This window comes from Companilactobacillus farciminis KCTC 3681 = DSM 20184 (assembly GCF_002706745.1).
GTDB lineage: Bacteria > Bacillota > Bacilli > Lactobacillales > Lactobacillaceae > Companilactobacillus > Companilactobacillus farciminis.
In genome coordinates, this window is sequence record NZ_CP017702.1 from 1222373 (window position 1) to 1248860 (window position 26488).

The 26488-nt window shown below is 33.9% G+C and carries 27 protein-coding genes; 21 read left to right on the forward strand and 6 right to left on the reverse strand.

Annotation, left to right across the window (positions count from 1 at the left end):
- Window positions 1–23: 23 nt before the first annotated feature.
- Together LF20184_RS06010 and LF20184_RS06015 are read right to left on the reverse strand one after the other, a co-directional pair.
- Entirely contained in the window at window positions 24–431 is a 408-nt protein-coding gene (locus LF20184_RS06010; protein ID WP_010019577.1) for an iron-sulfur cluster biosynthesis family protein, read from the reverse strand.
- A 167-nt stretch (window positions 432–598) separates the two neighbouring features.
- Entirely contained in the window at window positions 599–1009 is a 411-nt protein-coding gene (locus tag LF20184_RS06015) for an iron-sulfur cluster biosynthesis family protein (protein ID WP_010019578.1), read from the reverse strand.
- Window positions 1010–1236: 227 nt separating this feature from the next.
- On the opposite strand from LF20184_RS06015, the gene LF20184_RS06020 reads away from it, so the two are divergent.
- Window positions 1237–2199 carry a GH25 family lysozyme gene (locus tag LF20184_RS06020; RefSeq protein ID WP_010019579.1) on the forward strand — a complete coding sequence of 321 codons (963 nt, stop codon included), beginning with the start codon at window positions 1237–1239 and terminating at the stop codon, window positions 2197–2199.
- Window positions 2200–2239: 40 nt separating this feature from the next.
- Here the strand turns inward: LF20184_RS06020 and LF20184_RS06025 are convergent, their stop codons facing one another.
- Window positions 2240–2851: a GNAT family N-acetyltransferase gene (locus LF20184_RS06025; protein WP_010019580.1), complete on the reverse strand. Its 612-nt coding sequence runs from the start codon at window positions 2849–2851 to the stop codon at window positions 2240–2242.
- Between the two features lie 111 nt (window positions 2852–2962).
- Between LF20184_RS06025 and LF20184_RS06030 the strand changes: the two genes are divergently transcribed.
- Window positions 2963–3247 (forward strand): bacteriocin immunity family protein, encoded by a 285-nt coding sequence (locus LF20184_RS06030; protein WP_010019581.1) that lies wholly within the window; start codon window positions 2963–2965, stop codon window positions 3245–3247.
- A 40-nt stretch (window positions 3248–3287) separates the two neighbouring features.
- On the opposite strand, the gene LF20184_RS06035 is transcribed toward LF20184_RS06030, so the two are convergent.
- Complete coding sequence (locus tag LF20184_RS06035; protein ID WP_010019582.1) at window positions 3288–3695, reverse strand: iron-sulfur cluster biosynthesis family protein; 408 nt, start codon at window positions 3693–3695, stop codon at window positions 3288–3290.
- A 19-nt stretch (window positions 3696–3714) separates the two neighbouring features.
- Window positions 3715–5076, reverse strand: a complete 1362-nt coding sequence (locus tag LF20184_RS06040; protein WP_029606506.1) for an FAD-dependent oxidoreductase — start codon at window positions 5074–5076, stop codon at window positions 3715–3717.
- A gap of 130 nt (window positions 5077–5206) precedes the next feature.
- Between LF20184_RS06040 and LF20184_RS06045 the strand changes: the two genes are divergently transcribed.
- The 13 genes from LF20184_RS06045 (at window position 5207) to LF20184_RS06100 (ending at window position 18209) form a co-directional block, all read left to right on the forward strand.
- On the forward strand, window positions 5207–5905 hold the full coding sequence (locus tag LF20184_RS06045; RefSeq protein WP_010019586.1) for an EAL domain-containing protein: 699 nt from the start codon (window positions 5207–5209) through the stop codon (window positions 5903–5905).
- Window positions 5906–5926: 21 nt separating this feature from the next.
- Window positions 5927–6658, forward strand: coding sequence for a sulfite exporter TauE/SafE family protein (locus LF20184_RS06050; RefSeq protein WP_010019587.1), 732 nt, complete (start codon window positions 5927–5929; stop codon window positions 6656–6658).
- A 74-nt stretch (window positions 6659–6732) separates the two neighbouring features.
- A complete protein-coding gene (locus tag LF20184_RS06055; protein WP_010019589.1) occupies window positions 6733–8355 on the forward strand; it encodes an ABC-F family ATP-binding cassette domain-containing protein in 1623 nt (540 codons plus the stop codon).
- A 241-nt stretch (window positions 8356–8596) separates the two neighbouring features.
- Complete coding sequence (locus tag LF20184_RS12740; protein ID WP_010019590.1) at window positions 8597–8740, forward strand: hypothetical protein; 144 nt, start codon at window positions 8597–8599, stop codon at window positions 8738–8740.
- A complete protein-coding gene (locus LF20184_RS06060; protein WP_010019591.1) occupies window positions 8737–9468 on the forward strand; it encodes a sulfite exporter TauE/SafE family protein in 732 nt (243 codons plus the stop codon). The genes LF20184_RS12740 and LF20184_RS06060 overlap by 4 nt, the downstream gene beginning before the upstream one ends.
- A 201-nt stretch (window positions 9469–9669) precedes the next feature.
- Entirely contained in the window at window positions 9670–9975 is a 306-nt protein-coding gene (locus LF20184_RS06065) for a PTS sugar transporter subunit IIB (RefSeq protein WP_010019592.1), read from the forward strand.
- Between the two features lie 53 nt (window positions 9976–10028).
- Window positions 10029–11021: a cation diffusion facilitator family transporter gene (locus LF20184_RS06070; protein WP_010019593.1), complete on the forward strand. Its 993-nt coding sequence runs from the start codon at window positions 10029–10031 to the stop codon at window positions 11019–11021.
- A 112-nt stretch (window positions 11022–11133) separates the two neighbouring features.
- Entirely contained in the window at window positions 11134–12015 is an 882-nt protein-coding gene (locus tag LF20184_RS06075; protein ID WP_010019594.1) for a MurR/RpiR family transcriptional regulator, read from the forward strand.
- 141 nt (window positions 12016–12156) lie between these two features.
- Complete coding sequence (locus LF20184_RS06080; protein WP_056945258.1) at window positions 12157–14040, forward strand: beta-glucoside-specific PTS transporter subunit IIABC; 1884 nt, start codon at window positions 12157–12159, stop codon at window positions 14038–14040.
- A gap of 10 nt (window positions 14041–14050) precedes the next feature.
- A complete protein-coding gene (locus tag LF20184_RS06085) occupies window positions 14051–15532 on the forward strand; it encodes a glycoside hydrolase family 1 protein (RefSeq protein WP_010019600.1) in 1482 nt (493 codons plus the stop codon).
- Window positions 15529–16176, forward strand: a complete 648-nt coding sequence (locus tag LF20184_RS06090) for a cytidylate kinase family protein (protein WP_010019601.1) — start codon at window positions 15529–15531, stop codon at window positions 16174–16176. The genes LF20184_RS06085 and LF20184_RS06090 overlap by 4 nt, the downstream gene beginning before the upstream one ends.
- Window positions 16160–16954: a sulfite exporter TauE/SafE family protein gene (locus tag LF20184_RS06095; RefSeq protein WP_198403328.1), complete on the forward strand. Its 795-nt coding sequence runs from the start codon at window positions 16160–16162 to the stop codon at window positions 16952–16954. Before LF20184_RS06090 ends, LF20184_RS06095 begins: the two co-directional genes overlap by 17 nt.
- A gap of 124 nt (window positions 16955–17078) precedes the next feature.
- Window positions 17079–18209, forward strand: a complete 1131-nt coding sequence (locus tag LF20184_RS06100; protein WP_010019603.1) for a GGDEF domain-containing protein — start codon at window positions 17079–17081, stop codon at window positions 18207–18209.
- 75 nt (window positions 18210–18284) lie between these two features.
- On the opposite strand, the gene LF20184_RS06105 is transcribed toward LF20184_RS06100, so the two are convergent.
- Entirely contained in the window at window positions 18285–19250 is a 966-nt protein-coding gene (locus LF20184_RS06105; protein ID WP_010019605.1) for a LacI family DNA-binding transcriptional regulator, read from the reverse strand.
- Between the two features lie 228 nt (window positions 19251–19478).
- Here LF20184_RS06105 and LF20184_RS06110 point away from each other — a divergent pair, with 228 nt between their 5' ends.
- From LF20184_RS06110 to LF20184_RS06135, 6 genes are all read left to right on the forward strand, one after another.
- Window positions 19479–20534, forward strand: coding sequence for a Gfo/Idh/MocA family protein (locus LF20184_RS06110; RefSeq protein WP_198403329.1), 1056 nt, complete (start codon window positions 19479–19481; stop codon window positions 20532–20534).
- A gap of 24 nt (window positions 20535–20558) precedes the next feature.
- Window positions 20559–21515, forward strand: coding sequence for a GRP family sugar transporter (locus LF20184_RS06115; protein WP_010019609.1), 957 nt, complete (start codon window positions 20559–20561; stop codon window positions 21513–21515).
- Window positions 21516–21544: 29 nt separating this feature from the next.
- A complete protein-coding gene (locus tag LF20184_RS06120; RefSeq protein ID WP_010019610.1) occupies window positions 21545–22483 on the forward strand; it encodes a sugar phosphate isomerase/epimerase family protein in 939 nt (312 codons plus the stop codon).
- Between the two features lie 246 nt (window positions 22484–22729).
- Window positions 22730–25501 carry a sigma-54-dependent transcriptional regulator gene (locus tag LF20184_RS06125; protein WP_010019611.1) on the forward strand — a complete coding sequence of 924 codons (2772 nt, stop codon included), beginning with the start codon at window positions 22730–22732 and terminating at the stop codon, window positions 25499–25501.
- A gap of 72 nt (window positions 25502–25573) precedes the next feature.
- A complete protein-coding gene (locus LF20184_RS06130) occupies window positions 25574–25993 on the forward strand; it encodes a PTS sugar transporter subunit IIA (protein WP_010019614.1) in 420 nt (139 codons plus the stop codon).
- 18 nt (window positions 25994–26011) lie between these two features.
- Window positions 26012–26470: a PTS sugar transporter subunit IIB gene (locus LF20184_RS06135; RefSeq protein ID WP_010019615.1), complete on the forward strand. Its 459-nt coding sequence runs from the start codon at window positions 26012–26014 to the stop codon at window positions 26468–26470.
- Window positions 26471–26488 lie beyond the last annotated feature (18 nt).

The window sequence follows — 26488 nt, forward strand, 5'->3', positions numbered from 1 at the left end:
TATTTTTATTTTTTAATTAATGATTAGCAGATTTGGTCGCCGAGTTTTTCCATCTTCTTGCGACGCTCATCAGCAGTTTCAGGTTTAACGTTTCTCCAGTCAACAACTGATAGGGCACCGTCTAGGATACCTGAGTTGTCTTTAAGGGCCAAAGCATTGTGCCATAGAGAAATATTGAGACCAGCAGTAAAGAAGTCAGTATATTGTGGTTCAGTAGCTAGCTTGTAGCCAGCGTTGTTTTCAATCGGAACAGTATATTTAGGATCGTTTTCGTTAAGAATAACTAGTTGAAATTTATCACCAATGGCACAGCTACCACCAAGACTTGAGTACTTGTTAGAACCATCATCGGTTGTCAAGATCATTGTGCTTCCTGCTGGGATTTTATCAGCTAAGTATTTTTGTGCATCGTCTTTAATATTAATTTTCATAAGTTAAGATCCTTTCCGTTACAATAATTTGAATTGTGTAACACTGATTCGTCCACAATTGTTCATTACTCTTTAAAAGTTACTGCAAACAGTGAATTCTTGCAAATTATCAGCTCAATAAAACAAAATATATTTTTAAATAATTAGATAAATTAATCACAAACTGATTAACAAATTTGGTCACCGAGTTTGATCATTTTGTCGCGACGTTCTTGGTCAGTTTCAGGTTTAACATTTCTCCAGTCAACAACAGCTAATGAACCGTCAAGAATACCAGAGTTGTCCTTGAGGGCTAAGGCATTGTGCCAGACGGCGATGTTAAGTCCGTTACCTAATAAATCAGCATCAGATGGAGATGTACTTAGGTCAAGACCAGCATCGTTTTCCAAAGGAATAGTGTAATTAGGGTCAGCATATTTTAAAATAACAATTTGGAATTTATCACCGATAGCACAGCTACCACCAAGGCTTGAGTATTTATTAGAACCGTCGTCGGTTGTTAGAATCATTTTTGCATTTGTAGGAACGTTCTTGTTTGCTAGGTATGTTTGAGTTTCTTCTTTAATATTGATTTTCATTTTATATAAAGTCCTTTCGGGAACTAGAATTTAAATAGGTTGTTGAACATTTAGTTGTGTACAATCTTTATTACAGTTAATACTATATCACGTAAAAACATTGTGCACAACTTAAATGCTTTAAAAATTATTATATTGTTCTTAAGATTCAAATAAAATCAATTGTACCAAGGCTTTATACGTTATACTTCCTTTATATAAATATATTAATATAGGGGGAGAATCTATTGTCTAAGAAGATTTCTGTAATTGTGGCAGCATTTTTTTCGTTGATGGTATTATTTTTTGGTGCCACTAATGTCGATGCTGCACGAATGGATATGGTCGATGTTTCTAATCACAATGGAGATATGACCGTCGCTAATTTCCAAGATATGCATAATAATTATGGTGTAAAAGCCGCCGTTACGAAGATCAGTGAAGGAACGACTTATAAGGATGCCTACGCTGCTAACAATATTAAAACAGCTCAAGCTGCGGGACTTTTCATTCACGGTTATCACTACGCACATTATAGTAATGTTTCCGAAGCTATTGCTGAAGCTAATTTTGCAGCCCAAACGGCCAAAGCTGACGGTCTACCTAGTGGATCTGTTTTAGTAACGGACGTGGAAAGCACTGAACAACAACATAATGACCCTGGCTTAAATACTCAAAGCAATATTGCTTTTATTAATCAAGTGGCCAAATACGGTTATCGTTCAGATATTTATACGATGGGCTCATGGGTCGATACAGTTATGCAAGTCAAAAAGGGCTGGATTGCCGCTTATCCAAGTGATGCAACTGATCAATATTGGTATCCTAGTTCTCATGGATGGCAGTGGACAAGTCACTACGAATTTGATGGAAGCTATGGTTATTTTGATGTCTCACAACTCTATGACAACTACTTTACAAGTTATCAAGCTCCACAAACCGTTAGTTTAGATAATACTAATAACCAAACTAATAACAGTAGTAATACAACTAATAATGCAGTTTCCTCAAAGGGAGTAATTAATTTTCAGAATGCCAATGGCAGTTATGTTCCGCTAGTGGCTATTCAAGGCAACAGTACTAAGACGATTACTAATCGTGCTTTGGCTAACAACACACCTTGGGCGACTGACCAAACTAAAACTATTGACGGCGTCACTTATCATCGTGTTGCTACAAACGAGTGGGTCGATGCTAAATATATTATTTGATAAAAATAAGTCAACTGGGATTTTCCAGTTGACTTTTTATTTATATTTTTTTATAGAGTAAGAAACATGTTAATGGTGTTTGATCATCTTTATCTAAAGTGACGTTAATCTGATCAAAAGTCTTAAAGCCTTTTTTGAGGTAGAACTGGTAATCGCAATTTGAGTCAGTAAAGACATAAATCAATTGGTCATGAAGTTTATTCTCTAAAGCTCTCAGTAGTCGTGTGCCGATGCCATGGTGCTTAATGGTAGGATCGACAGCGAAGAAGGTTATTTCACCGTCAGGTTTATTTTTCATAAATTGTTTGAGCATAGTTTGGTTAGCTTGATCATAAGTTTTTGCCATATCATCATTGTCAAAAAGATCAATCAATTTATTGCCAAAATTGACAGTTATATTTCTTTTAGGGTTAGAATATTTTAGTCGTTGAAAATTGCATCTTGCAAAAACAAATCCGACTAATTCATTGTCTAGGTACGCGCCTAGAGCAATAGTGGAGTTCTTCAATTCCATTTCAGCTACTATTTTGCTATAAAAATATAAAGCAAATTGATTTTCAACGTATTTGTCGAATTTCATGCCTGTAACCGCGAATTGGCGGACTTTTTCAAGATCTTTAGTATTAAATTCTTTGATTTGAATTTCACTCATGTAAGTTCTCCTTTATTTGATAAAAAATATCCTATTATTTGAATTTATTGTGGTGGCCATTGGAGTATAAATAAATTAATGTTAACCTATAAGTATTAGGGAGATGGGAAAATGTCAGCAACAAAGGAACAAGCATTAATGCAAGCTATTCAAACGGCTATTCAAGATAAGGAAATCAAGAAATATCCGGATTTGATGGAAATTTTGAATAAAGCCAGCAAACAACTATCGAGTTCAAGTGATTATCATCAAGTTTCAGCAACTCTCAATAAATCATTGCAATTTTGGGGTATGGGTCACTTACACGGACCAATTGCTTTGAATGCATTATATCAAGCAACGATTGACGGAACACGCGGTCGTGCACATCAAAAATTACCTACTGGTTTTAATTAAAAATAAAAAAGTCAGAGTCCAAAGGGATTCTGGCTTTTTCTTAACAAATTTGATCGCCAATTCTTTTCATTTTCTCACGTAATTCTTCTTCAGTTTCTTTAGTGACATTTCTCCAATCGACGACAGAAACTGCTCTATCCATTGCGCCACCATTGTCGCCGAGAACTAAAGCTCCATGAGAAAAGTCGAGATTAAGACCACTACCAAATAAATATTCTTCAAAAGGTAGCATGTTCATTTTATATCCGGCATTATTCTCGATAACAGTTGAGAATTTAGTATCTGGTTGATTGACGATGATCAATTGAAATTTATCAGCTAGTTCACAAGTAGCACCGATGCTGGAATAATTATTTGAGCCATCATCAGTTGTCAGGATAACGTGGCTACCAGTGGGAATCTTGTCAGCTAGAAATTTTTGAGCTTGTGGTTTGATATTTAATTTCATTAGTAACACCTCGAAAAAATTATTTCTGTGATTGTGAGTATTGGTACTCTTGGTCGACAGCTTTTTGAGCCACCAAATTGAGATAATTAAAAGGTTCATCAAAATTAGGTGAGAACAACATATCGAGATAAGCTAAGTCGTCAATCGTATTTTTATTTTGAATAATGACCGAAATGGTATTGGCTGATTGCGAAACCTCATGCTTACTCATTAATTGAGCACCCAAAACTTGGCGAGTCTTGCGATCATAAATTAATTCGATACTGATTTTAGTATTAGTAGGCATAAAATCAGGTCGATAATTACCTTCAAAAAAGACCGCTTGAGCATCGAAGTTTTCCTGAAGAGCATCGTGTAAAGTTAAGCCAGTACTTGCGACAGTGTGTCCGAAGACTAACATGCCAGACGTAGCTTGAGTACCCATGGATTTTATCCTAGGAGTTACAACGTTGGCACCGGCTAAAGCTCCTTGTCTGATAGCGTGGGATGCTAATGGAATGTACTTGGAATCAAGCGTAGGATTGAAATGTACTTCTGTAACATCACCAGCTGCAAAGATATCAGGATCAGACGATTGCATGTATTCGTTAGTAATAATGGCACCATTTTTGGCTAATTTAACTTGTCCTTTTAGCAAATCAGCTTGAGGCAAGACGCCAGGAGTAATTGTAACCATATCGACTAAATAGTCACCGGCACTAGTTTTAATTAGGACTTTGCCATCTTCAGTTTCAGTAAAGCGAGTTACGACAGTTTTGGTCATAACTTTGACGTTATTGTCTAATAATAATTGTTTGACCTTTTGAGCGAGTTCTGTGTCGAGGTATTGATTTAGCAATTGATCTCGACGTTGGAAGAGGATAACTTGATGACCGGACTTCAAATAACCTTCGGCTAGTTCAACGCCAGAGTAGCCTCCTCCTAGAATAGCAATTTTTTTAGCATTTTTTGATGCTTTGGCAAGTTTTTGAGCCTGATCACAAGTTTTGCAAAGCATTACTTTTGTACTTTCAATACCAGGAATTACCGGTATAGTAGTTTTAGAACCAGTCGTCATAATTAATTTATCATAAGTATCATGGACGAATTCCTTTGTTTGTAGGTCTTGTGCCAAGATAGTATGGGCTGTGCTGTCGATTTCAATGACATCATGCTGCATCCGCATTTGAACACCTTTTTTAATAAATTGCTCTGGATTGGCGTACATGGCCTCATCCAAATTTTTAACGGAACCAGCAATGTGCAAATAAGTAGCACACGACAAATACGAGATGCTTTGATTACGCTCGTAGACAGTTATGGTAGCGTCAGGATAGTACTTTAAACATTGGTTCATAGCGGCGATGCCAGCATGGGTACACCCAATTATGACTATTTTCATTAAATTATCACGACTTTTCTTTTAATATCCAAATATAATTATTCTGTTAATTGGACTATACTAAAAGTATATACGTTTTTGCTATAAAAAGTAAATATATCGTTTTGATATATAAGGAAGAATTGAGATTATGGATAAAATTTATCGCTATTTTGTACAACCACAAATTGATATTAAGACTGATACTATCTTTGGTTATGAATTATTGATCAAACAATTAACTCCAGAAGGGTGGAGATTGCCCAGATCCTTTTCAGAAATTAGCACCGAAACGACTTCAAAATTATTGATCGCAACGACCAAGATTTTAGGATTGAAAGTGGATTACTGCTCGGTCAATGTTAATCGTGAGCAATTGCTTGATACGAGGATGGAAGATGCTATCATTCAGAGTCAATTACAGTTATTTCCTACGAAGGTAGTCGTTGAATTGACTGAAGAAGAGGGACCTAAGAAATATTCCGATGCTTTCTTGATTCCGCACTTGCGTAAATTCATGGAACACGGGATGCAAATTTCGTTGGATGATGTTGGTACTGGGGATAACAGTTTGGATGCAATCAGATGTTTTTTGCCCATGGCTTCTGAATTAAAATTTGCACTTCAAAACTTCAATTCACAAAATGAGGATCCAGACTTGCAGAAAAAATTGATCATGTGGCAAGGAATTAGTCAAGAATATGGTCAACGTCTGATTTTGGAAGGAATTGAAGATGATGAAGATGCCAAAATGAGTAGCAATTTAGGTATTAATTTGCGCCAGGGTTATTACTATGGCAAACCAGAATTGTTATCTTTGCCGGGAGATGAACAATATTATAAAAAATAATAATCATAGTGAGGTTTCTATATGTCTTGGATAATTATCATGCTAGTTGCCGCGATGTTGGCTGGTTTTGTTCAAGGGGTGACTGGCTTTGGATCAGGTATCGTGATGATGGTTTTTCTGCCGCATCTATTGCCGATAAATCAAAGTGCTGGAGTCTCGACGTTAACGATGGTCGTTGCTAATGTAATGGTCGTTTGGCATTATCGCAAGTACTTTGAATGGCGAAAGATTATCAAGCCGTTTTTGATTTACATTTCCATGGCAATAATTTCCCTGCATTTGAGTAGTGGACTACCAGCTGGACATTTGAAGTTGCTCTTAGGATTGTTGCTGGTAATTTTGTCCTTGTATTATGTGATTATGAATTGGAAATCGATCACCATCAGTCGCATTCCACTGTTCGTTATGGTTATTTTTGCTTTGATATCAGGCTTTTTCAACGGGATGTTTGGAATCGGTGGACCATTGATGGCATTGTATTTCTTAACCATTTCTGATTCCAAGGAAAAATATCTTTCAAGCATTCAGACTTTCTTTTTGATCGATACCTTTATTATGACTAGCTTGCGTTTTGCTAACGGTATTTTGTCGTTGGATAATCTGAAGTATGTAGCTATTGGAATTATAGGTTCAATTGTTGGAACTTTTATTGCTAATCGCTTAGTCAGTCATCTGAACATTAGTTTCATGAAAACTTTGATTTACATCTTTATTGGATTGAGTGGGATCTATTATATTGCCATGACATTGTGACAAATCGCTTGCATCAGTTGAAAATAGTCCGTATAATGCACATTAACTATGTTTATGAAATGAGGATTATATATTTGATTACTGTTAATGACGTAAGTTTGCACTTTGCCGACCGAAAGCTATTTGAAGATGTGAATATCAAATTTGCACCCGGTAACTGTTATGGCTTGATTGGTGCTAATGGTGCCGGTAAATCAACTTTCTTGAAAGTTTTGTCTGGGGAAATTGCACCTTCAACTGGTTCAGTTAAACTTGGACCCAATGAACGTTTAGCAACTTTGAAACAGAACCATTTCGACTACGATGACTATACAGTTATGGAAACTGTCATCATGGGTCACACTGACTTGTATGAAATCATGCAAGAAAAAGATGCTATTTATATGAAGCCTGACTTCAGTGAAGAAGACGGTTTGAGAGCAGCTGACCTAGAAGCTAAATTTGGCGAAATGGGCGGCTGGGAAGCAGAAGGTGAAGCTTCACAAATGCTTCAAGGTTTGAATATTCCTGAAAGCTTGCATCAAGAAAAAATGGCTAACCTAACTGCTGGTCAAAAGATCAAGGTCTTGTTAGCTCAAGCACTCTTTGGTAAGCCAGATGTTTTGCTACTAGATGAGCCTACCAATGGTTTGGATGTGGATTCAATCGATTGGCTAGAAGAATTCCTGATCAACTTTGAAAATACTGTTATTGTCGTATCCCATGACCGTTACTTCTTGAATAAAGTTTGTACTTACATGGCTGACCTCGATTACAGCAAGATTCAACTTTACGCTGGTAACTATGATTTCTGGCAACAATCTTCAGCTCTAGCTCAACAAATGAAGCAAGATCAAAACTCCAAAAAAGAAGAAAAAATCAAAGAATTGCAAGACTTTATTGCCCGTTTCTCAGCTAACGCATCTAAGTCTAAACAAGCAACTTCACGTAAGAAAATGCTCGATAAGATTACTTTGGACGATATCCAACCTAGTTCGAGACGTTATCCATTCATCAAGTTTGTTCCTAACCGAGAAATTGGAAATGACTTGCTACAAGTTAAGGACTTATCAGTTACTATCGATGGCAAACAAATCTTGAAGAATGTTAGTTTTATTTTGAATAAAGATGACAAAGTGGCTTTCTTAGCTAAAAATGATATGGTCACAACAGCTTTATTCAAGGTCTTAACTGGTGAAATCACACCTGATACCGGTACTGTTACTTGGGGAGTTACGACTAGCCAAGCTTATTTACCAAAAGACTTCAACGCTATGTTTGATGAAGAAACGCCAATTATCGATTGGTTGCGTCAATTTGCCGAAAAGGGTGAAGATGATGATACATTCTTGCGTGGTTTCTTAGGTAGAATGTTGTTCTCTGGCGACGATGTTACTAAGATGGTCAACGTTTTATCCGGTGGTGAAAAAGTTCGTGTCATGTTGTCAAAGATGATGTTGTTAAAAGCTAACGTCTTGTTACTAGATGACCCAACTAACCATTTGGATTTGGAATCAATTACTGCTTTGAATGACAGTTTGATTGATTACAAGGGTTCAATTTTATTTGCATCACATGATCACCAATTCATTCAGACAGTTGCTAACAGATTAATTTACTTAACTGCTAATGGCGCGGTTGATCGTAGTGATACTACTTATGATGAATTTAGAGGTAATGAGCAAGTTCAAGCTCAGATTAATGAATTAGATAAATAAAGATATATAAGTAAAGACCCAGAAGTCAGATGATTTCTGGGCCTTTTTTTTGTCCAATGCAATTTTTATTATTAAGCAAATTACCTGACAGTTTTTTAAATCTGTCCATAAAAAATCATATTGTTAAGAAGTGTTCTTTAATTGAAGTTCAAAACATATTAAAATTCAAAACATTAAGATGACACGTTGTATATAATTGCAATTTGTTGTACGTTGAGAAATTTTTTAAGAGGAGATATTTATGAAACAACAAATAGAACAATTGGTTCAACAAGTTAAAGAAACTTATGTAATTCTTATCGCAAACCTAAGTTGTTGTCGCTACCGGGAGATGAACAATATTATCAAAAATAATCGTTGGAATCGTGAAGTGATTGTCAGATGACTTGGATAATTATCATGTTAGCCGCTGCTATGATGGCGGGTTTTGTTCAAGGTGTGACTGGGTTTGGTTCAGGTATTGTGATGATGGTCTTTTTACCATATTTATTGCCAATAAATCAGAGTGCCGGTGTTTCAACATTAACAATGGTGGTAGCCAATGTGATGATTGTTTGGTATTATCGAAAATATTTTAAATGGCAAAAAATTGTCAAGCCGTTTTTGATTTATATTTTGATGGCAATAGTGTCTTTACATTTGAGTAGCGGCTTACCGGCCGGTCATTTGAAACTGTTGTTAGGATTGTTATTAGTTACCTTGTCTCTATATTACGTAGTGATGAATTGGAAATCGATTACGATCAGTAAAATCCCAATTTTTGTTATGGTGATTTTTGCTTTAATATCAGGTTTTTTCAACGGAATGTTTGGCATTGGTGGACCGTTGATGGCGTTATATTTTTTGACAATTTCTGATACTAAAGAGGAATACCTCTCAAGTGTTCAGACGTTCTTTTTAATCGATACTTTTATTATGACTAGTCTGCGTTTTGCTAACGGTATTTTGTCGTTGAATAATTTGAAATTTGTGGCAGTTGGAATCATCGGATCAATTATCGGGACTTTTATTGCTAATAGATTAGTCAGCCACTTAAATATTAGTTTTATGAAGACTTTAATTTATATTTTTATCGGTTTAAGTGGATTGTATTATATTACCATGGCATTGTAATAAGTTTCTTGAATCAGCTTGCTTGAATGACAGTTTGATTGCAAGAGTTTAATTATGTTTGCATCACAAGATTACCAGTTCAAACTCAGATTAATGAATTAGATAAATAAGATATATAAGTTAAGACCCACAAGTCGGATGATTTCTGGGCCTTTTTTTGCCGTATAATGGAAACGTATACATAAAAAGGAGGCCAGGTTTATGTCAAAAACAATCATGTTGGCATGTGCTGGAGGGATGTCTACTTCGTTGTTGGTGACGAAGATGGAGAAGGAAGCGGTGAAAAGAAATGTTGATGTATCAATATTTGCGACCGCTGGATCAATCATTCCCGACGAATGTAAGAAGTATCATCCTGACGTTATTTTGTTGGGACCACAGATTCAGTACATGTATCATTTGGTAATCAAAGAGGTTGATGTGCCGGTTTCTGTGATTGATATGAAGGATTTTGGAACTATGAATGGAGAAAAGGTCCTGAATTTGGCTTTATCGATGATGAAATGAGTATTTTCTTTACATTTTTTGGTCTTTGTTATTTACTTAGTCCGAGGCAAATTATGAAAAAAATTAATGATTATTTTTCTAAAGAATCTCATTTACAAAGATCACTTCGTGAAAAAGAAATAAATAAATTAAACTATTCAATAAGATTTTTATACATTAATGTATTCATCTATATTTTGATAACTATTGTTGAATACTGGTTAGCTAAAATCGGTAATTCCCAAGCACTGCGGGCGGACGCCTTAAATAATCTTTCAGGTGTTATTTCAACAGGCGTATTAATTTTGGGTATCAAAGAAGCAACTAATGTTGATGACGATGATATTTTAGGACGAGATCTACCCAAGGAGAATATTCGTAGTAAGAATTCGTTGCAGCTCTCACGATTTAGGTTGGAAACAGTTTTTACTTTGATGACTAGTTTTATTATTATTTTGATTGCCATTCAAATTGTTTACAGTGGCATAAAGGGACTAATGAATTTAAGCAATGTTGAAAGTCCTAACTTTGTTTCCGCCATCGGAGCAAGTATCGCAACTATTTTGATGTTAGTAGTTTGGTATCTTAACTATCATAATGGCAAGAAGTTGAAAAATACCTCTTTACAAGCTGCCGCAAAGGATAGCTTAGGTGATGTCGTGACTAGTTTTAGTACGATGATTACAGTTTTGTTGTCGATGGCTTTGAAAGTAGCTTTTCTCGATAGTGCAGTAAGTATAGTAATTGGAATTTTTATTTTGTGGCAAGGAATTGTGATCTTTCAGGAATCTTCGTTGAATTTGATTGATTATGTTGATCCAGAATTGGAAAAAGATATGCGCCAAGATATTGGTAATATTGAGGAAGTTCGTGATGTGGTTGATTTGACCAGCAGATATAATGGAAATATGTTGATTGTAGATATTTTTGTGAAAGTTGCTGCTGAGGATACTGCGATGTCAATTTATCAGTTGAATAAAAAGATTAAAGAAGAACTTTATCAAAAATACGATGTCTACGATGTTACGCTTACTACTATTCCGGATTTAGAGGAATTTGATAAGTGAAAAAGATAACCTTCAACGAATTTATTTCGCTGAGGGCTATTTTTATGGACTTTAAGTTGTTGTGAACTGATTCTTTACGTTGCATAATTATTGTTAAAAGGGAGGTAATGTCTTGTTAATAAGAGATAGGCTAAATAATTTTCAAAAAGGTACAGATGCGGAATTATTGATTAGGGATTTCTTTTTGAGGAGAAAGAATGATTTAGTAAAAATTAGTACGCATACTATCGCTAAAGAACTGTATATTTCTGCTTCGACGATTACCAGATTTTGTCAAAAATTAGGATTCTTAGGCTATCCTGATTTTGTAAAACAATATCAAGAAGAGAATGAATATTTGGATTCACATTTTAATAATATTGATCCTAATATACCCTTTTTATCAGAAGATACGACAGCGATTGTCAATAATAAAATTGGTACTTTGTATAAGGAAATAATTGACGATTCTTTAGCTCTCTTGAAGAAATCCAGTCTGAATACGATTGAGTATTTGATTCGTGATTGTGATCATATATATATTTATGCCGCCGGGGATTTGATTTTGGCAGCAGAAAATTTTGAAAATAAGATGATAAAAGTTGGGAAAACTGTTTCAGTAGAAAGAAGAGGAGACAATGCCTTCTTTAAAGCTAATTATTCGGATGCAAATAGTCTTTTCATCCTTCTATCTTATTCTGGCGAAACAGATAATTTGTTAAAGATTGCTCATAGATTAAATGATAAGCAATTGCCATTTGTAGCAGTAACGACCATGGGTGGAAACTCGTTGACTGAGTTGACGAATAATGTTATTTACATTTCAACTAGAGAGAAATTGATTAATAATTTGGGTAATTTCAGCTCCGTTTTATCTGCGATGTTTGTGTTAGATATCCTATATGCCGATTTTGTCAATGAGAATCAAGAACAAGCATTAAATAATAAAAAACAAGTTTCCAAATTATTCGAAAATAGACGATCTTCTAGAAATCCACTTTTAGAAGATAATTAGTTAAATAATGAAACGTTGTTGCAGGAATTGTGTAAGATATTGAGATGTTGCTGCAACACCTATGAAAGCGCTAACGATTGTGTGTTAGCGCTTTCTTTTTTGCTATTATGAAAAACGTAAAGAGACAGGAGGGCGTAAATAATGAGTAAAAATCAGCTCGCAAAATCAATTATAGATAATGTAGGTGGAATTGATAACGTATCTGGATTAACCCATTGTGCTACTAGATTACGTTTTAATTTGAAAGATGATTCAAAAGCAAATGCTGACGATTTAAAAGATTTAAGCAAAGTAGTTGGCGTTGTTAATCAAGGTGGACAATATCAAGTCATCATTGGTCCCGATGTAAAGAACGTTTATAAATCGATTACTGATGATTATTCGATAGGTGAGACAAAACCCGTTGAAGACAAAGAAGAAAAGAAGTCGGTTGTTTCCAAAGTACTTGATACCATTGTTGGTATTTTCGTACCAATCGTACCAGCGTTAGCCGGTGCCGGGATGCTGAAAACCGTTTTGATTTTATTAGTTTTAGTCGGTTTAGTTTCAAGCAAATCGCAAACTTACCAAATTTTAAATTTGATGGGAGATGCCGCATTTTACTTTTTGCCAGTTTTAATTGGGAATTCAGCTGCCAAAAAATTTAAAGTTAATCAATATGTTGGTATGTCAATTGGGGCAATTTTAATTTATCCAACATTTATTCAAATGGTAAATCAAGCTCAAGCAAATCATACAGGTATTAATTTATTCGGAGTACCAGTTACTTTGGCAACATATAGTTCTTCAGTAATTCCAATTATTTTAGCTATGTGGTTTATGTCTTATGTAGAACCCTTCATAGACAAGCATATGCCATCAGCTATCAAAATATTCATGACGCCATTATTAACATTAATGATTGTTGGATTTTCTACTTTAACATTCATTGGACCTATTGGTTATTGGTTAGGAAGTATCTTAGGAGTATTCTTCAGTTTCCTAGATGTTCATGTTCAATGGTTAGTTCCGCTATTAGTTGGGACATTCACACCACTGTTAGTTATGACCGGAATGCATTATGGTTTGATTCCTCTCGGGATTAATCAATTAGCTACACAAGGATTTGACTCTATTGCTGGTCCCGGAATGATGGTTTCAAATATCGCCCAAGGTGGTGCCGCACTTGCAGTAGGTATTCAATCTAAAAACAAAAAGACTAAAGAATTAGGACTTTCAACAGGTATTTCAGCCGTAGCCGGTATTACAGAACCAGCTTTGTATGGTGTCAATATGAAGTTCAAGAAGCCACTTATTTCATCAATGATCGGTGGGGGTATTGCAGGATTATTTATCGGGATTTTTGGAACTGTTAGATATGCACAAGTCGCCCCAGGACTATTTGCCTTACCAAGTTTTATTGGAACTAAAGGTTGGTCTAACTTCATATATGCCGTAATTGGTTGTGCCATTTCATTCGTAGTTTCGTTTGTCGCTCAATTGATCATCGGAATAGATGAACAAACAGACCCAGATAAAACTGAAAAGAATGATAAAAATACAAAATTAAAAGATGTAGTCAAAAATAAGATACCTGACACATTGTCATCACCATTGCACGGTGTAGTTACTTCTTTAAAGGAAGTTCCAGATCAAGTATTTTCTAGTGGTGCTATGGGTCAAGGAATCGCCATCGAACCGGAAGACGGAAAAGTTTACGCTCCAGCAGATGGAACCATCACAGCTGTTTTTGACAGCAACCACGCAATTGGAATCAAGACTAATAATGGTGCAGAAATTTTAATTCATATTGGACTAGAGACTGTTAGTTTGAACGGAAAAGGCTTTAAGAGATTCGTAGAAAAAGATCAACAAATTAAAAAAGGCGATTTATTGCTAGATGCTAATTTGGACTTTATCAAAGAACATCATTTAAAAACGATTACAAGTATTGTAGTCACAAATAGTAATGATTATAAGAATATTACTGCACTATCAAAATTAAAAGAAATCAACGTTGGCGATTCATTATTGAACATTGCCTGAGGAGGATAATATGAAATTTCCAAAGAACTTTTTATGGGGCGGAGCAACTGCCGCTAATCAAATCGAAGGTGCTTATTTAGAAGACGGCAAAGGATTAAGTACAGCAGACATGATGACTCTAGGAAGTAGAAAACAAAAAAGAGTGATCTCTGAAACAATCGATGAAGATAAATACTACTATCCAACACACAATGCGATAGATTTTTATCATCATTATGAAGAAGATATTCGTCTATTTGCAGAAATGGGATTCAATGTGTATCGGATGTCGATTGCCTGGAGCCGGATTTTTCCAAATGGCGATAATGCAGAACCAAATCAAAAAGGTTTAGCTTTTTACGATAAAGTAATTGATTTATGTCTTTCTTATGGAATTAAGCCCTTAATAACCTTGTCACATTTTGAAACACCGATGGGTCTTAAAAAGTATGGATTTTGGACGAGTAAAAAGACTATTGATTTCTTTGTTAAGTATGCCACGACGGTATTGGAGCATTTTAAGGGACGTGTAAATTATTGGTTAACGTTTAATGAAATCAATGTGATGTCAACGATGCCATGGAATGCTGGAGGTATTTCTTTAGATGCAGATCAAAAGACGAAAGATATTGCCGCTTATAACCAATTAATTGCCTCAGCAAAAGTTGTAAAGATTGCTCATGAAATTGATGATAATAATAAAATTGGGGCAATGTATTGCGGACATTTTTCATACGCCAATAGTGCCAGTCCTGATGATGTACAAGGAAATAATAATTTCCAAGATAAGATGATCTATTATATCGATGTTCAATCTAGAGGATATTATCCAAATTATAAATTAAAAGAATTGGAACGTTTAAATATTAATTTGCCAAAACAAACTGGCGACGATGAAATTCTAAAAGCTGGGACAGTCGATTTCATAAGTTTCAGTTATTATATGACACACGTTTGTGGTTCTAAGACGAAAGGAATTTTTAAAGGTTTAAATGGTCTTGAAACAGGTTATGAAAATCCTTATCTAGAAAAGAGTGATTGGGGTTGGGAAATTGACCCTAAAGGTTTAAGAATTGCTTTGAACTTTCTATATGATCGTTATCAAAAACCGGTAATGGTCGTAGAAAATGGTTTAGGTGCAGAAGATAATCTCATCAAAAAACAAGGTCATTATACAGTTGAGGACGATTATCGAATCGATTATTTAAGAAAACATTTATTAGAAATAGAAAAAGCTATCAATATAGACGGAGTACCAGTCATGGGCTATACAGCTTGGGGACCAATTGATCTTGTCGCTGCAAGTACAGGCCAAATGACTAAACGTTATGGATTCATTTATGTAGATATGGATAACTTTGGACGTGGAACTGGAAATAGATACAAAAAGAAATCATTTAATTGGTATAAAAACGTAATTTTAAGTAACGGTGCAAATCTTGAAGAGGACGAAGTTAGAAATGTCCTCAGTTTAAAGAGACAAAATGAATTGCAAGGAGCATATGTAAAATGAGTAATATAACATTGGTTAACAGTGAATTTTGTAGTATGGGACGTTGGATTGTTTCAGCAGCAGCTAACAAGTTAGATTATGACTTCTGGGATCAAGCTCGTTTTGTTATAGAATTCTCGGATTCAAAAAATTTGATTGAGCAGTCCGAATTGATTACTGAAAAATTAATGCGTGATTCGTCAGATGCATCCTTAAAAAATGACTTGAGTAATATTCAAAAGAAAATAATGAACAAAATATTAGATACAACAAATAGTGACAATATCGTAATTCATGATTTTGGTATTGAGAAGTATATCCCAAAGGATAATACGGTAAAAAAAGTCTTTATTTATAATAACGACGTTAATGCCAAGTGTTCTCGTGTTACATATGAACCTAGATATAAAAACTTAACTGACGATTCTTTGAGACAAAGTAAATTGGTATATGAAGACTCATTAAGAAGAATGTATTTTAGAATTGGTAATAATGATGACAAATGGAACGATGTTAACCATTATGATCTATGCTTAAATACTGCCAATTTGCCAAAGAGTCAATGTTCAGATATTCTGGTAAGTTTTCTAGGTAAGCCATCGATGAGTGAAGATGAGTTCCAAAAAATAGTTATTGGCCGTTACGGAGATGTTGAACGTGATTGAAATCGTATATAGCGCAGTTGTTTTGATAGCTACTATTTTGGGCGCTTTAACTGGTTTGGGTGGCGGAGTCATAATAAAACCAATGTTTGACTTGTTGGGACAAGATACGGCAGTTACGATTGGTGTTTATTCAGCGATTGCAGTCTTTACCATGAGTATCGTTTCGATTTTTAAACAAACTAAGAGTGGCTTCTCATTTGATTTGAAAACTTTGTTATCGATTTCGTTAGGATCAGTTGCCGGCGGTGTAATTGGTGAATTGATTTTCAATAATTTCGTAACATTATTTTCAAATACACAAGTTAAAATTACTCAAAACGTCTTGTTACTAATCATGTTAATTTTCATTTTGATTTATACGAAGAATCAAAACCACTTTGGAAAATATCGATTAAAAAGATTTGATTCTATTTTCATAGTCGGCTTGTTGTTAGGTGCTATTTCAGTATTCTTAGGAATCGGTGGAGGTCCATTGAATGTTGCCATGCTGATGCTTTTGTTCTCATTTACGATGAAAGAATCAACTATTTATTCAATCGCCACAATATTCTTTGCTCAATTGTCTAAATTAGTACTTAGTGGAGTGCATGGAGATTTGTTTAATATAGATTATAAAGTTGCTATCGTCGTTAGTGTGATGGCTATCGTCGGTGGATACGTTGGTACTTTGATCAATCAAAAGCTTAATGAAACTTCAGTTACAAGGGCTTATACGATGTTAATGACAGCATTAAGTTTTGTCTCAGTGTTTAATGTTGGTCAATCAATATTATTTTAAAAGAGATTACCGACTAGTTCAGTAGTCTCTTTTTTTATAACAAAAATAATATTTCTTAAAATAAGGAAAAATTAGTAGTAAAATAAGTTGAATAGTTTAATACCTAAGGTGGGAGGGATGATTAATGACATGGTCTGTCTGGCAAGTAACACCAGTGCTAACGAGCATCTTTTTCATTCTTGGAGTTTTTACATTATATGTGGTTTCTGTTGATTGGTTAAAATCGCAAATTCGCTTAAGATTTCCAGTTATTAAAGAACATTTAATTGAGTCATGGTTTGGTATCATTTACATTTTAATTTTTGTTTATAGTCTTCAGTTAGGAATTGCGAGGCAAAACATTTCCTGGTTGTTTATGAATTTTCAGTTGATTGCAGTTATTTTCTGTGCGTATTTTTTGGCCATTCACGTTCCATTTAGAGCCTTTTGGCCAATCGTTATAGTATTTATGTGGATCAACTCGTCATTTTCGTATTGGGAATCTTGGATATATTCTCTAGCAATTATTTCGTTTTATCGAAGCATGAATCACGTCTACAGATGGTCGCAAAAGAGCAATAACGTGTTTCCAATTTACTTTACGACCGGCACCTTTTTTGGAATGGTATTGTGGTTTTTAGTCAAAATCAAATTTTCATTATCATGGTACATTTTTGTCCAAGAAATTAGTTATTTCTTAATATTTCAAACGTTGTTATACAGTTACATCAGTATGTTGAATAAAAATCAGCGATTGAAAGCTAATTTAGCACACTCAGCTCACTCTGATGCTTTGACGCAAGCTAAGAATTATGCTGCCTACGCGGATAAAATCGACAGCTTATTTCAAAATAGTCATCACAATCAATTGCACTTGTCGATGATGATGTTTGATATTGACCACTTTAAACATATCAACGATACCTATGGACATTTAGCAGGGGATAAAGTTTTGCAGCAAGTGGTTGATGTTGTACAAACGGTTATTAATGAAAATGATTCAAGAATTGAGTTGTATCGGACGGGTGGAGAAGAGTTCAATGTTTTGCTTCCTAGTTATGACTTGGATGAAACACAAAAAATTGTACCTCAGATTTTTAACGCCCTGAATCATTTAGGAATCGACTTCAACGGACAACATATTGATTTCACGGTTTCAGTTGGTGTTTCTGAGATGTCAAAAAAAGATGATGATCCAAATGATTTTTATAAGCGAGTCGATGAGAATTTGTATCATTCAAAAACTAATGGTCGAATGCAAATTACAGCTAGATAAAGAAAAGGAAGAGTTGATTGTCAGCTCTTCCTTTTTTTGCGTATTTATTAAACTAGATAAAAATTGTCTACAGAATTATGTTGTTTCTCTAACTATTAATTCCGTTTTTAAAAATAAATGGTTCTTTCTATGGTCGCTTTTACGTAATAGTTCTACTGCAGTATAACCTTCTTGAAATTTTGGTTGGTTAATTGTTGAAAGGGATGGACTAATAATTTTTGACAAGACCGTATTATCAAATCCAATTACTGAAATATCTTCTGGAATTTTAAGATTATATTTTCTGGTTGCTGAAATTACTGCTGCTCCTAACGTATCTGAAACACAAAAGAATGCATTGGGTCTGTTAAATGAATTAAGCATCTGGGAAACAATAGGATATGCTATATCGTAACTTATTGCAGGAAGTCCCATATTCCAATCTTCGTTATAATTCAAGTGATTTTCTGACAGTGCCTTCAAAAAGCCACGTTCTCTTTCCCTTGAATATTTAAAGGAGTGTGGGCCATTAAGAATTGCAATTTTATTTTTTCCAGAAGATATTAGTTGCTCTGTGGCAAGTTTAGCCGCTGCATAATCATCAATTGATATCGCCGGTAAATTAGATTCTATATTATACTCACAACACTGTACGACTCTCGTATGTTTTGACAAAACGTTTAATAGTTTGGTTGGTAACTGATTCAACAAAATGATCCCATAAACTCTCAATTCATCAATATAACTGACAAATCCATTAATGGTTTCATCGGTTATTTCTGTCTGATCTATTAATAATTTAAAGTTTGCTGCATTTGCTGCAGCTTTTGATCCTTCTAAAATTTCAGTATAAAAAATATTAGTAAGTTCAGGAACACTGACAATAATTAGATGCTTATTGTCATCGTCTTCATTTACTCTAAAATTTAAACTATCTATTGCTTCATCAACTTTCTTTGCAGTTTCTATGCTTACTTTAGACCTATGATTTAAAACTCGAGAGACTGTTGCAGGAGAAACATGAGCTTTTCTTGCAACTTGATATGCGTTTATCTTAACCATTAGAAATCCTCCTAAAAAATCTTTACAATCTTTCAATATATTTCAAAAAATTGAGCAAAAACTAATTTGTGAAAATTTCCCAAACATCACCGCACACCCTTATTCCACGGTGAACAAAAGAAATTTTACCGTAATGAAATATTTCAGAAATATTTGAAATTATTAAAATGTAAGCGTTTGTAAAATATTATAACACTTGTAATAAAAATTAATGCAGGGGGGACTCAAATGATGAAGAAAATGATTACAGTAGGAATTATAGGTTGTGGTCGTATTTCTCAAACAAGACATATTCCAGAATATGCATCTAATGAGAATGTTAAAATCGGTGGTTATTTTGATTTTAATAAACAAAGAGCTGAAGATATCTCTAAACAATATGGTGGAAAGGTATACGAAAGTGTTGAAGATATGTTTTCTGATGAAGAAATTGATGCCGTCAGTGTATGTGTAACTAATTCTGCTCATGCTTCTATCTCAATACAAGCACTCAATGCAGGAAAAGATGTACTTTGTGAGAAACCAATGGCAACAAGTTTAGAGGAAAGCGAAGAAATGGTTTGGACTGCAAAGAAGAATCATAAGACTTTAATGATTGATCAAAATCAAAGATTTGCTAAAGCACATGTTCGGGCAAAAGAACTTTTAAAAGCTGGAGCAATTGGCAATGTATTAACATTCAAGTCAACATTCGGCCATGGTGGACCTGAGACTTGGAGTATCGATGGAGGTCCTAATACTTGGTTCTTTGATAAAAATAAATCAAAGTATGGTTCTATATTCGATTTAGGTGTTCACAAAATTGATTTGATTCAATTCTTAATTGAAAGCCCGGTTAAATCCGTTTCTGCTAAATTAGCTACTTTGGATAAAAGAAACTCCGAGGGACAATTAATCAGTGTTGACGACAATGCTATCAGTATTTATGAATTAGAAAATGGTGTTATTGGTACTGTTACATCTAGTTGGACATACTATGGCGAGGAAGATAACTCAACAATTATTTATGGTAGTAAAGGAATCATGAGAATTTACGATGATCCAAAGTATTCTATTGAGGTAATTTTAAAGGATGGTGAAAAAATCCTATATGATATTGATAAAATTCAAACTAATGATAATCAGACTAAATCTGGCGTAATGGATGAATTTATCTCCTCATTATTAGAAAAACGTGAACCCTCAGCGGATGCTGGGTCGGTTATAAATTCAATGAGAGCAGTATTTGCAAGCATTGAATCAGATGAAACAGGTAAAAGAATTTCGATTTCTGGAACAAAATAAAAAACTACTCTAGGGGGAAAAACTATGGCAATTCTTTTAGCATTAGTACCTTCGTTATGTTGGGGGTCCATCGGCCTATTCTCTACAAAATTTGGTGGTAATTCATCCCAACAAACTTTGGGCTTAACATTTGGTGGTTTGATTTTCGGTATTCTTACATACTTCATGTGGGTTTTACCACACAACTATGTAATGAATAGCAAAATTATTTTAATTGGACTTATTTCAGGTATTTTATGGACAGTAGGACAAGGATTCCAATTTGTAGCTATTAAGTCAATGGGAGTTTCAAGAGCAGTTCCTTTATCAATGACTAGTCAAATTGTTGGTAACGCGCTTTTAGGAGCATCGATTCTTGGAGAATGGCAAGATGCTCAAACTTGGATTACAGGAATAATTGGAATTATTCTAATTGTTATCGGGGCCGTCTGGATTCAAACTGAGGATAAGGATAAAAAAGGTGAAGATGACAAAAAGAAAAAATCTTTGAGTGGCTACGTTCCTCTAACCTTTTCTACATTAGGGTTTATGGGATATTTCATCGCACCTAAACTACTACAACGTTGGCTACACGTATCAGATGCGATTATCAATGCAGACCATGGTGTGCAGTACATGATTTCTATTATTTTTCCACAATCAATTGGTATGGTAATCGGTGGATTTTTATTCGTGTACTTAATTACTCATGAAACAAAAAATATGTTTAATTTATCGACTTGGAAAAACAGTATTACCGGTTTCATCTGGGCAATTGGTAATGTTGCAATGTTTATTTCCATCGCTAATCCTAATCTTGGACAAGCTGTTTCATCAACATTAAGCTCATTAGGGTTTATCGTTGGAGCATTTGGTGGAATATTCATTCTTCATGAAACAAAAACGAGTCACCAAATGAAATTAATTACGGCAGGTACGTTGATTGCAGTATTAGGTGCTGTTGTAATGAGTAACTTAAGTTTCTTTGCACAAATCATTTAATTAATTGTATCGAAAGGAAGGATTTTATTATGAAGTTTGGATTTTTAACAGGTTGTTTACAAAATATGACTCTTGAGGAGAAAATGAAGTATGCTCACGATGTTGGTTTTACAGCACTAGACGTTTCCTGTTGGCCTAGACAAAATACACGTGATTTTTCTGGAAGCGATATTGACGTTGAGAATCTAACTGACGATGATGTGAACGGCATTAAAGAACTACAGAAAAAATATGACATCGTATTTTCCAGTTTAGCCTATTATGATAATATGCTTGATCCAGATGACGATATCAGAAAATCCTATTCAGATCATTTGGAAGCAGTTATTAAAGCCGCTGGAAGATTAGGAACACCTTTAGTAGGATGTTTTGTGGGAAAAGATCAAACAAAATCATTGTCAGAGAATTTTGACGAATATGAAAAAGTGTTTACATATTTTGTTCAATTAGCAGAAGACAATAACGTAAAGCTAATGATTGAAAATTGTCCAATGCCAGGTTGGCAAGAAGATGGATTGCCTGGTACAATTTCATACTCACCAGAATTATGGGATGAGATGTTTAGAAGAATTCCAAGTAAAAGTATTGGACTGAATTTTGACCCATCTCATTTAGATTGGTTACATATTGACTATTTACAAGCTTTGCGTGATTACAAGGATAGAATTTTTCATATTGATGCAAAGGATATGATTGTCGATGAGGATAAGTTTAAATATTATGGGATTTTCGGCAAAAAGCTAAATCGTGAGCATCCGGAAGACTTAGGTTTTTGGACACCAGTAATTCCTGGACTAGGAGATATTAATTGGTCACAATTTTATAATGTAATGAGAGAAATTGGTTTTGATGATTGCTTCAGTATTGAACATGAAGATAGACGCTTTGCCGCAAATAATGAGGAAGTAGAAAAAGGATTAGAATATTCTTTCAATCATCTGAATCCTATAATTCATGATTTTAAATAGTCAATAATTATAATTTACTAATGAATCAGATGAATTCAATGGACTGTAACAACAAACGAAATATAAAATCCTTATTAAGCTGACCAAGAGGTTAGCTTATTTTTTATTAATGAAAATATTGAGACTATGAAGAGTATATGAAAAAGCATATATTTATTAACTTATAAATAAAACTTTGCCAATAATTGAATATGACATTAACATATAAATATAAGAACCAATTTTTCAGTTCTGGGGGATCAACAAATGCAAAATGATATATTAGAATACTTAGAAAATGAAACATCTTTTATTAATTTAGATGATATTAGCAGTATATTTACGGCAAATGATATAGCCAAAAAATTCAGTATAAAAAGAAATACCGCAAGTCATTATTTAAACGAATTAAACAAAAGTGGAATTTTAATAAAAATTGAATCACGTCCCGTTTATTACTTTGATAAGAAGGTATTTGAGTCACAAAATTTTACATTAGATAAAACTGCTTATAAGTCTGTAGATTCTTTAAAAAATGAAAAACCAATGGTTCTCAATAAAAACAATCTTTTTTCTATGTTAATTGGGCACGACAAGAGTTTAAAGCCAGTTATCGATCAAGTGGAGTCGGCCTTATACTATCCAGATAATGGATTACCTGTAATATTTACAGGAGAAAGCGGTACTGGGAAGACCTATATGGTCCATTTAATTTACCAATACTGTTTAAATAATGGATTAATCGATGATGATGCACCATTTATTACCGTGAACTGCGCACAATATGCTAATAATCCTGAACTCCTTACTAGTAATCTGTTTGGGTATGTAAAAGGAGCATTCACTGGAGCAACAGAAGATAAAAAAGGTGCATTCGAAAGTGCAGATAGAGGAATACTATTCTTAGATGAAGTACATCGTTTGAATTCCGAGGGACAAGAAAAATTATTTACTTTCCTAGATCAGGGTATTATCTATAGAGTTGGAGACACTAATAACCCTATAAAATTAAAAGTAAGATTATTTTTTGCTACAACAGAAAGTTTGAGTAGCGATTTCTTAACAACCTTCGTTAGAAGAATTCCAATACAAATCAGTCTTCCCTCCCTTAACGATCGTAGTAGAGATGAAAGGCTTGAACTTATATATTCATTTTTCTTAAACGAACAAAGGAAAATAAAGAAAGAAATCACTGTGACTGGTCAAGCTCTCAATTTATTATTGAATCAGTCTTATAAGGGAAACATTGGTGAATTAAAAAGCAACATCAAAGTAACTACTGCTAGAGCAATCTCTAAACAGATAAAAGACGAAACAATCAATATCAGTATTTATTCATTACCAAAAAAGGTTTTAATGGATGCTGATAATACGAGTGAGCTATCCAAACAAGATTCAATTCATTTGACTAACGATACTAAATTAGAAGACTTATTAATTGAACAAAGGCCTCAACAGGAAAGAATTATCAAATCCTACGAAAGAATAATACGAATATTTCAAAGAAATGATCAATCATTAGAAAATACAATCACTGAAATCAAGGAGGAAGTTGAAACACTTTTTGAATTTCTAATGTTTGAAACCGACTTCAAGGAAAACCATGAACCATTGACGTATTTAACCAAATACACAAGAAACATCTTAAATCAGATGGAATCTTCCTACCAGATACATTTTAATGGTAATAGTGTATATGCAATAAGTTATTACATATTCCAGAGAATCAATTGTAATTGGACAGTAGAAGATGTTGAACTCAAAAAAATAATCATTAATTTGGAAGAGCAAGTCAAAGATTCCTTTCCAAATAGTTTCAATTATGTAAAAAGAATTTTACAATTATGTAAGCCAAAAATGGATATAGATATCCAACCAATGGACATAATAATATTGACACTTCATTTATCCAAAAATGAATGGAACAAAAAAGCAGGAATTCCTAAAGCAATAATTGTTGCTCATGGATATGCAACCGCCAGCAGTATCGCCGATGTAGTAAATACTTTCCTTAAAAAGGATCTATTTGAATCATTTGACATGCCAATAAATATTTCTCCAAGAGAAATAGCAGATGAAATACTCGATTACAGTAAAAAGAATGATATTTCAAATGGCTTAATTATCTTGGCAGACATGGGTTCATTAAAAGATATTTACCAATATTTTCCAAGCCAAATAAAAGCGCCAATAGTAATAATGAATAATGTAACAACACCACTAGCTATAGCGGTTGGAGAACAAATTCAAAAAAAGTTATCCTTAAAAAAGCAAGTTGAACAATCGCTTAAGCAAACAAAAATGGATTATAAAATTATTTATCCAGATGTACATAAAGATAAAGTGATTATAACTACATGTCTAACGGGAATTGGTACTGCTACTAAAATATCTTCTCTCATAGAAAGGAGTTTACCCAGTTCAATCTCATTAAAGGTACTACCTTATGATTTTGCTGCTCTAAAAGACAAGGGACAAGTTAAGACCTTGTCTTCAATGTATGATTGCCTAGGAATCATTGGAACCGACAATCCCAAAATGGAAAAGTTGCCATACATTTCTTTAGAGAACCTAATATCTGGGGAAGGAATAAATACGCTATGTTCATGGGTTTCGAATTACTTTAATCAAAAAGATTTGATTGAATTTAACGATAACATTATTCGCAATTTTTCTTTGGAAAAAGTCATGAATGTTGTTACCATCTTAGATACAGATAAAGTAGTTAAAGAAGTCGACGTTTTTCTTAAAAGAGTACAAGAAATAGGAGATTATCATCTAACCAATGCTAAAAAGTTAGCAATATATATACATGTTAGTTGCCTAATAGAAAGACTAGTTAGAAATTCTCCTATAAAACATTACGAGGGCTATTCAGAATTAGAAAAGTGTCAAAAAGATAAGCTAAATAAAATAAAATTAGCGTTTAGTGTCATAGAAAGCGATTATAGTGTCAAAGTTCCAAAACCCGAAGTTGCATATGTTTATGATTTGATTTTTAGAAAGACCGACAATTCAACAAAAGATGAAGATTTTTAAAAAATTAACGGCGTGCCATTAAATTGGCACGCCGTTTGCTTATATAAAAGTGTAAAGGGGAGATGATCAAATATGGAAACAAGAATTATATTGGCATCTCATGGCAAATTTGCTTCTGGCATCTTAAGCTCTTTGAAATTGCTCTATGGGAGTACCGATTCTGTAACCGCAATGGATTGTTATATCGATCCAAAATATGATTTACAAAAAAATGTAAAGAAAGTGATAGATGAAAATAGTAATAATAGACTACTGGTAATTACAGATATATTTGGTGGGAGTGTTAATAATGAATTTCTAAAATACATAAAAGAACCTAATTTTTATCTAGTTTCTGGTTTGAATCTTCCATTTCTTTTAGAACTTATGACACAAATCACAGGAACCAGTGATTTAGAATCACTGATAAAACAAGTTTTAGATAATTCAAAAAAATCAATTCAATTTTGTAATGAAAGTATTAAGAAAATTAATAAGGAAGAAGATTTTTAATTTGAGGAGGGAAAAACAATGATCGTATTAACTAGAGTTGATCACAGATTACTACATGGACAGGTTGCATTTTCTTGGACATCTCATTTATCAGCAAATTGCATATTGGTTGCAAATGATGCGGCAGCATCTGATCAAACAAAAAAGACAATTATTAAATTGGGTAAGCCAAGTGGTGTCAAATTAGTTATTAAAGACATTGAAAATTCTATAAAGGCTATTAATAGTGGTGTAACTGACAAATACAATCTCTTTATTGTTGTTGAAACCATCGATGATGCATACAAGCTTGTTAAAGGAGTAGACACCATTAAAGAACTTAATTTAGGTGGCACCAAGTTTGAAGAAGGAAAGGAATCATTATCGAGTGCTGTATTTGTTACACCGGATGAAAAAAAGGAGTTAAATGATTTAGTTTCAGATGGAATAAGAGTCTATACACAGCAGGTTCCTACCGATAAGAAAAAAGATATCTAAATAAAAGGAGGAAATAAT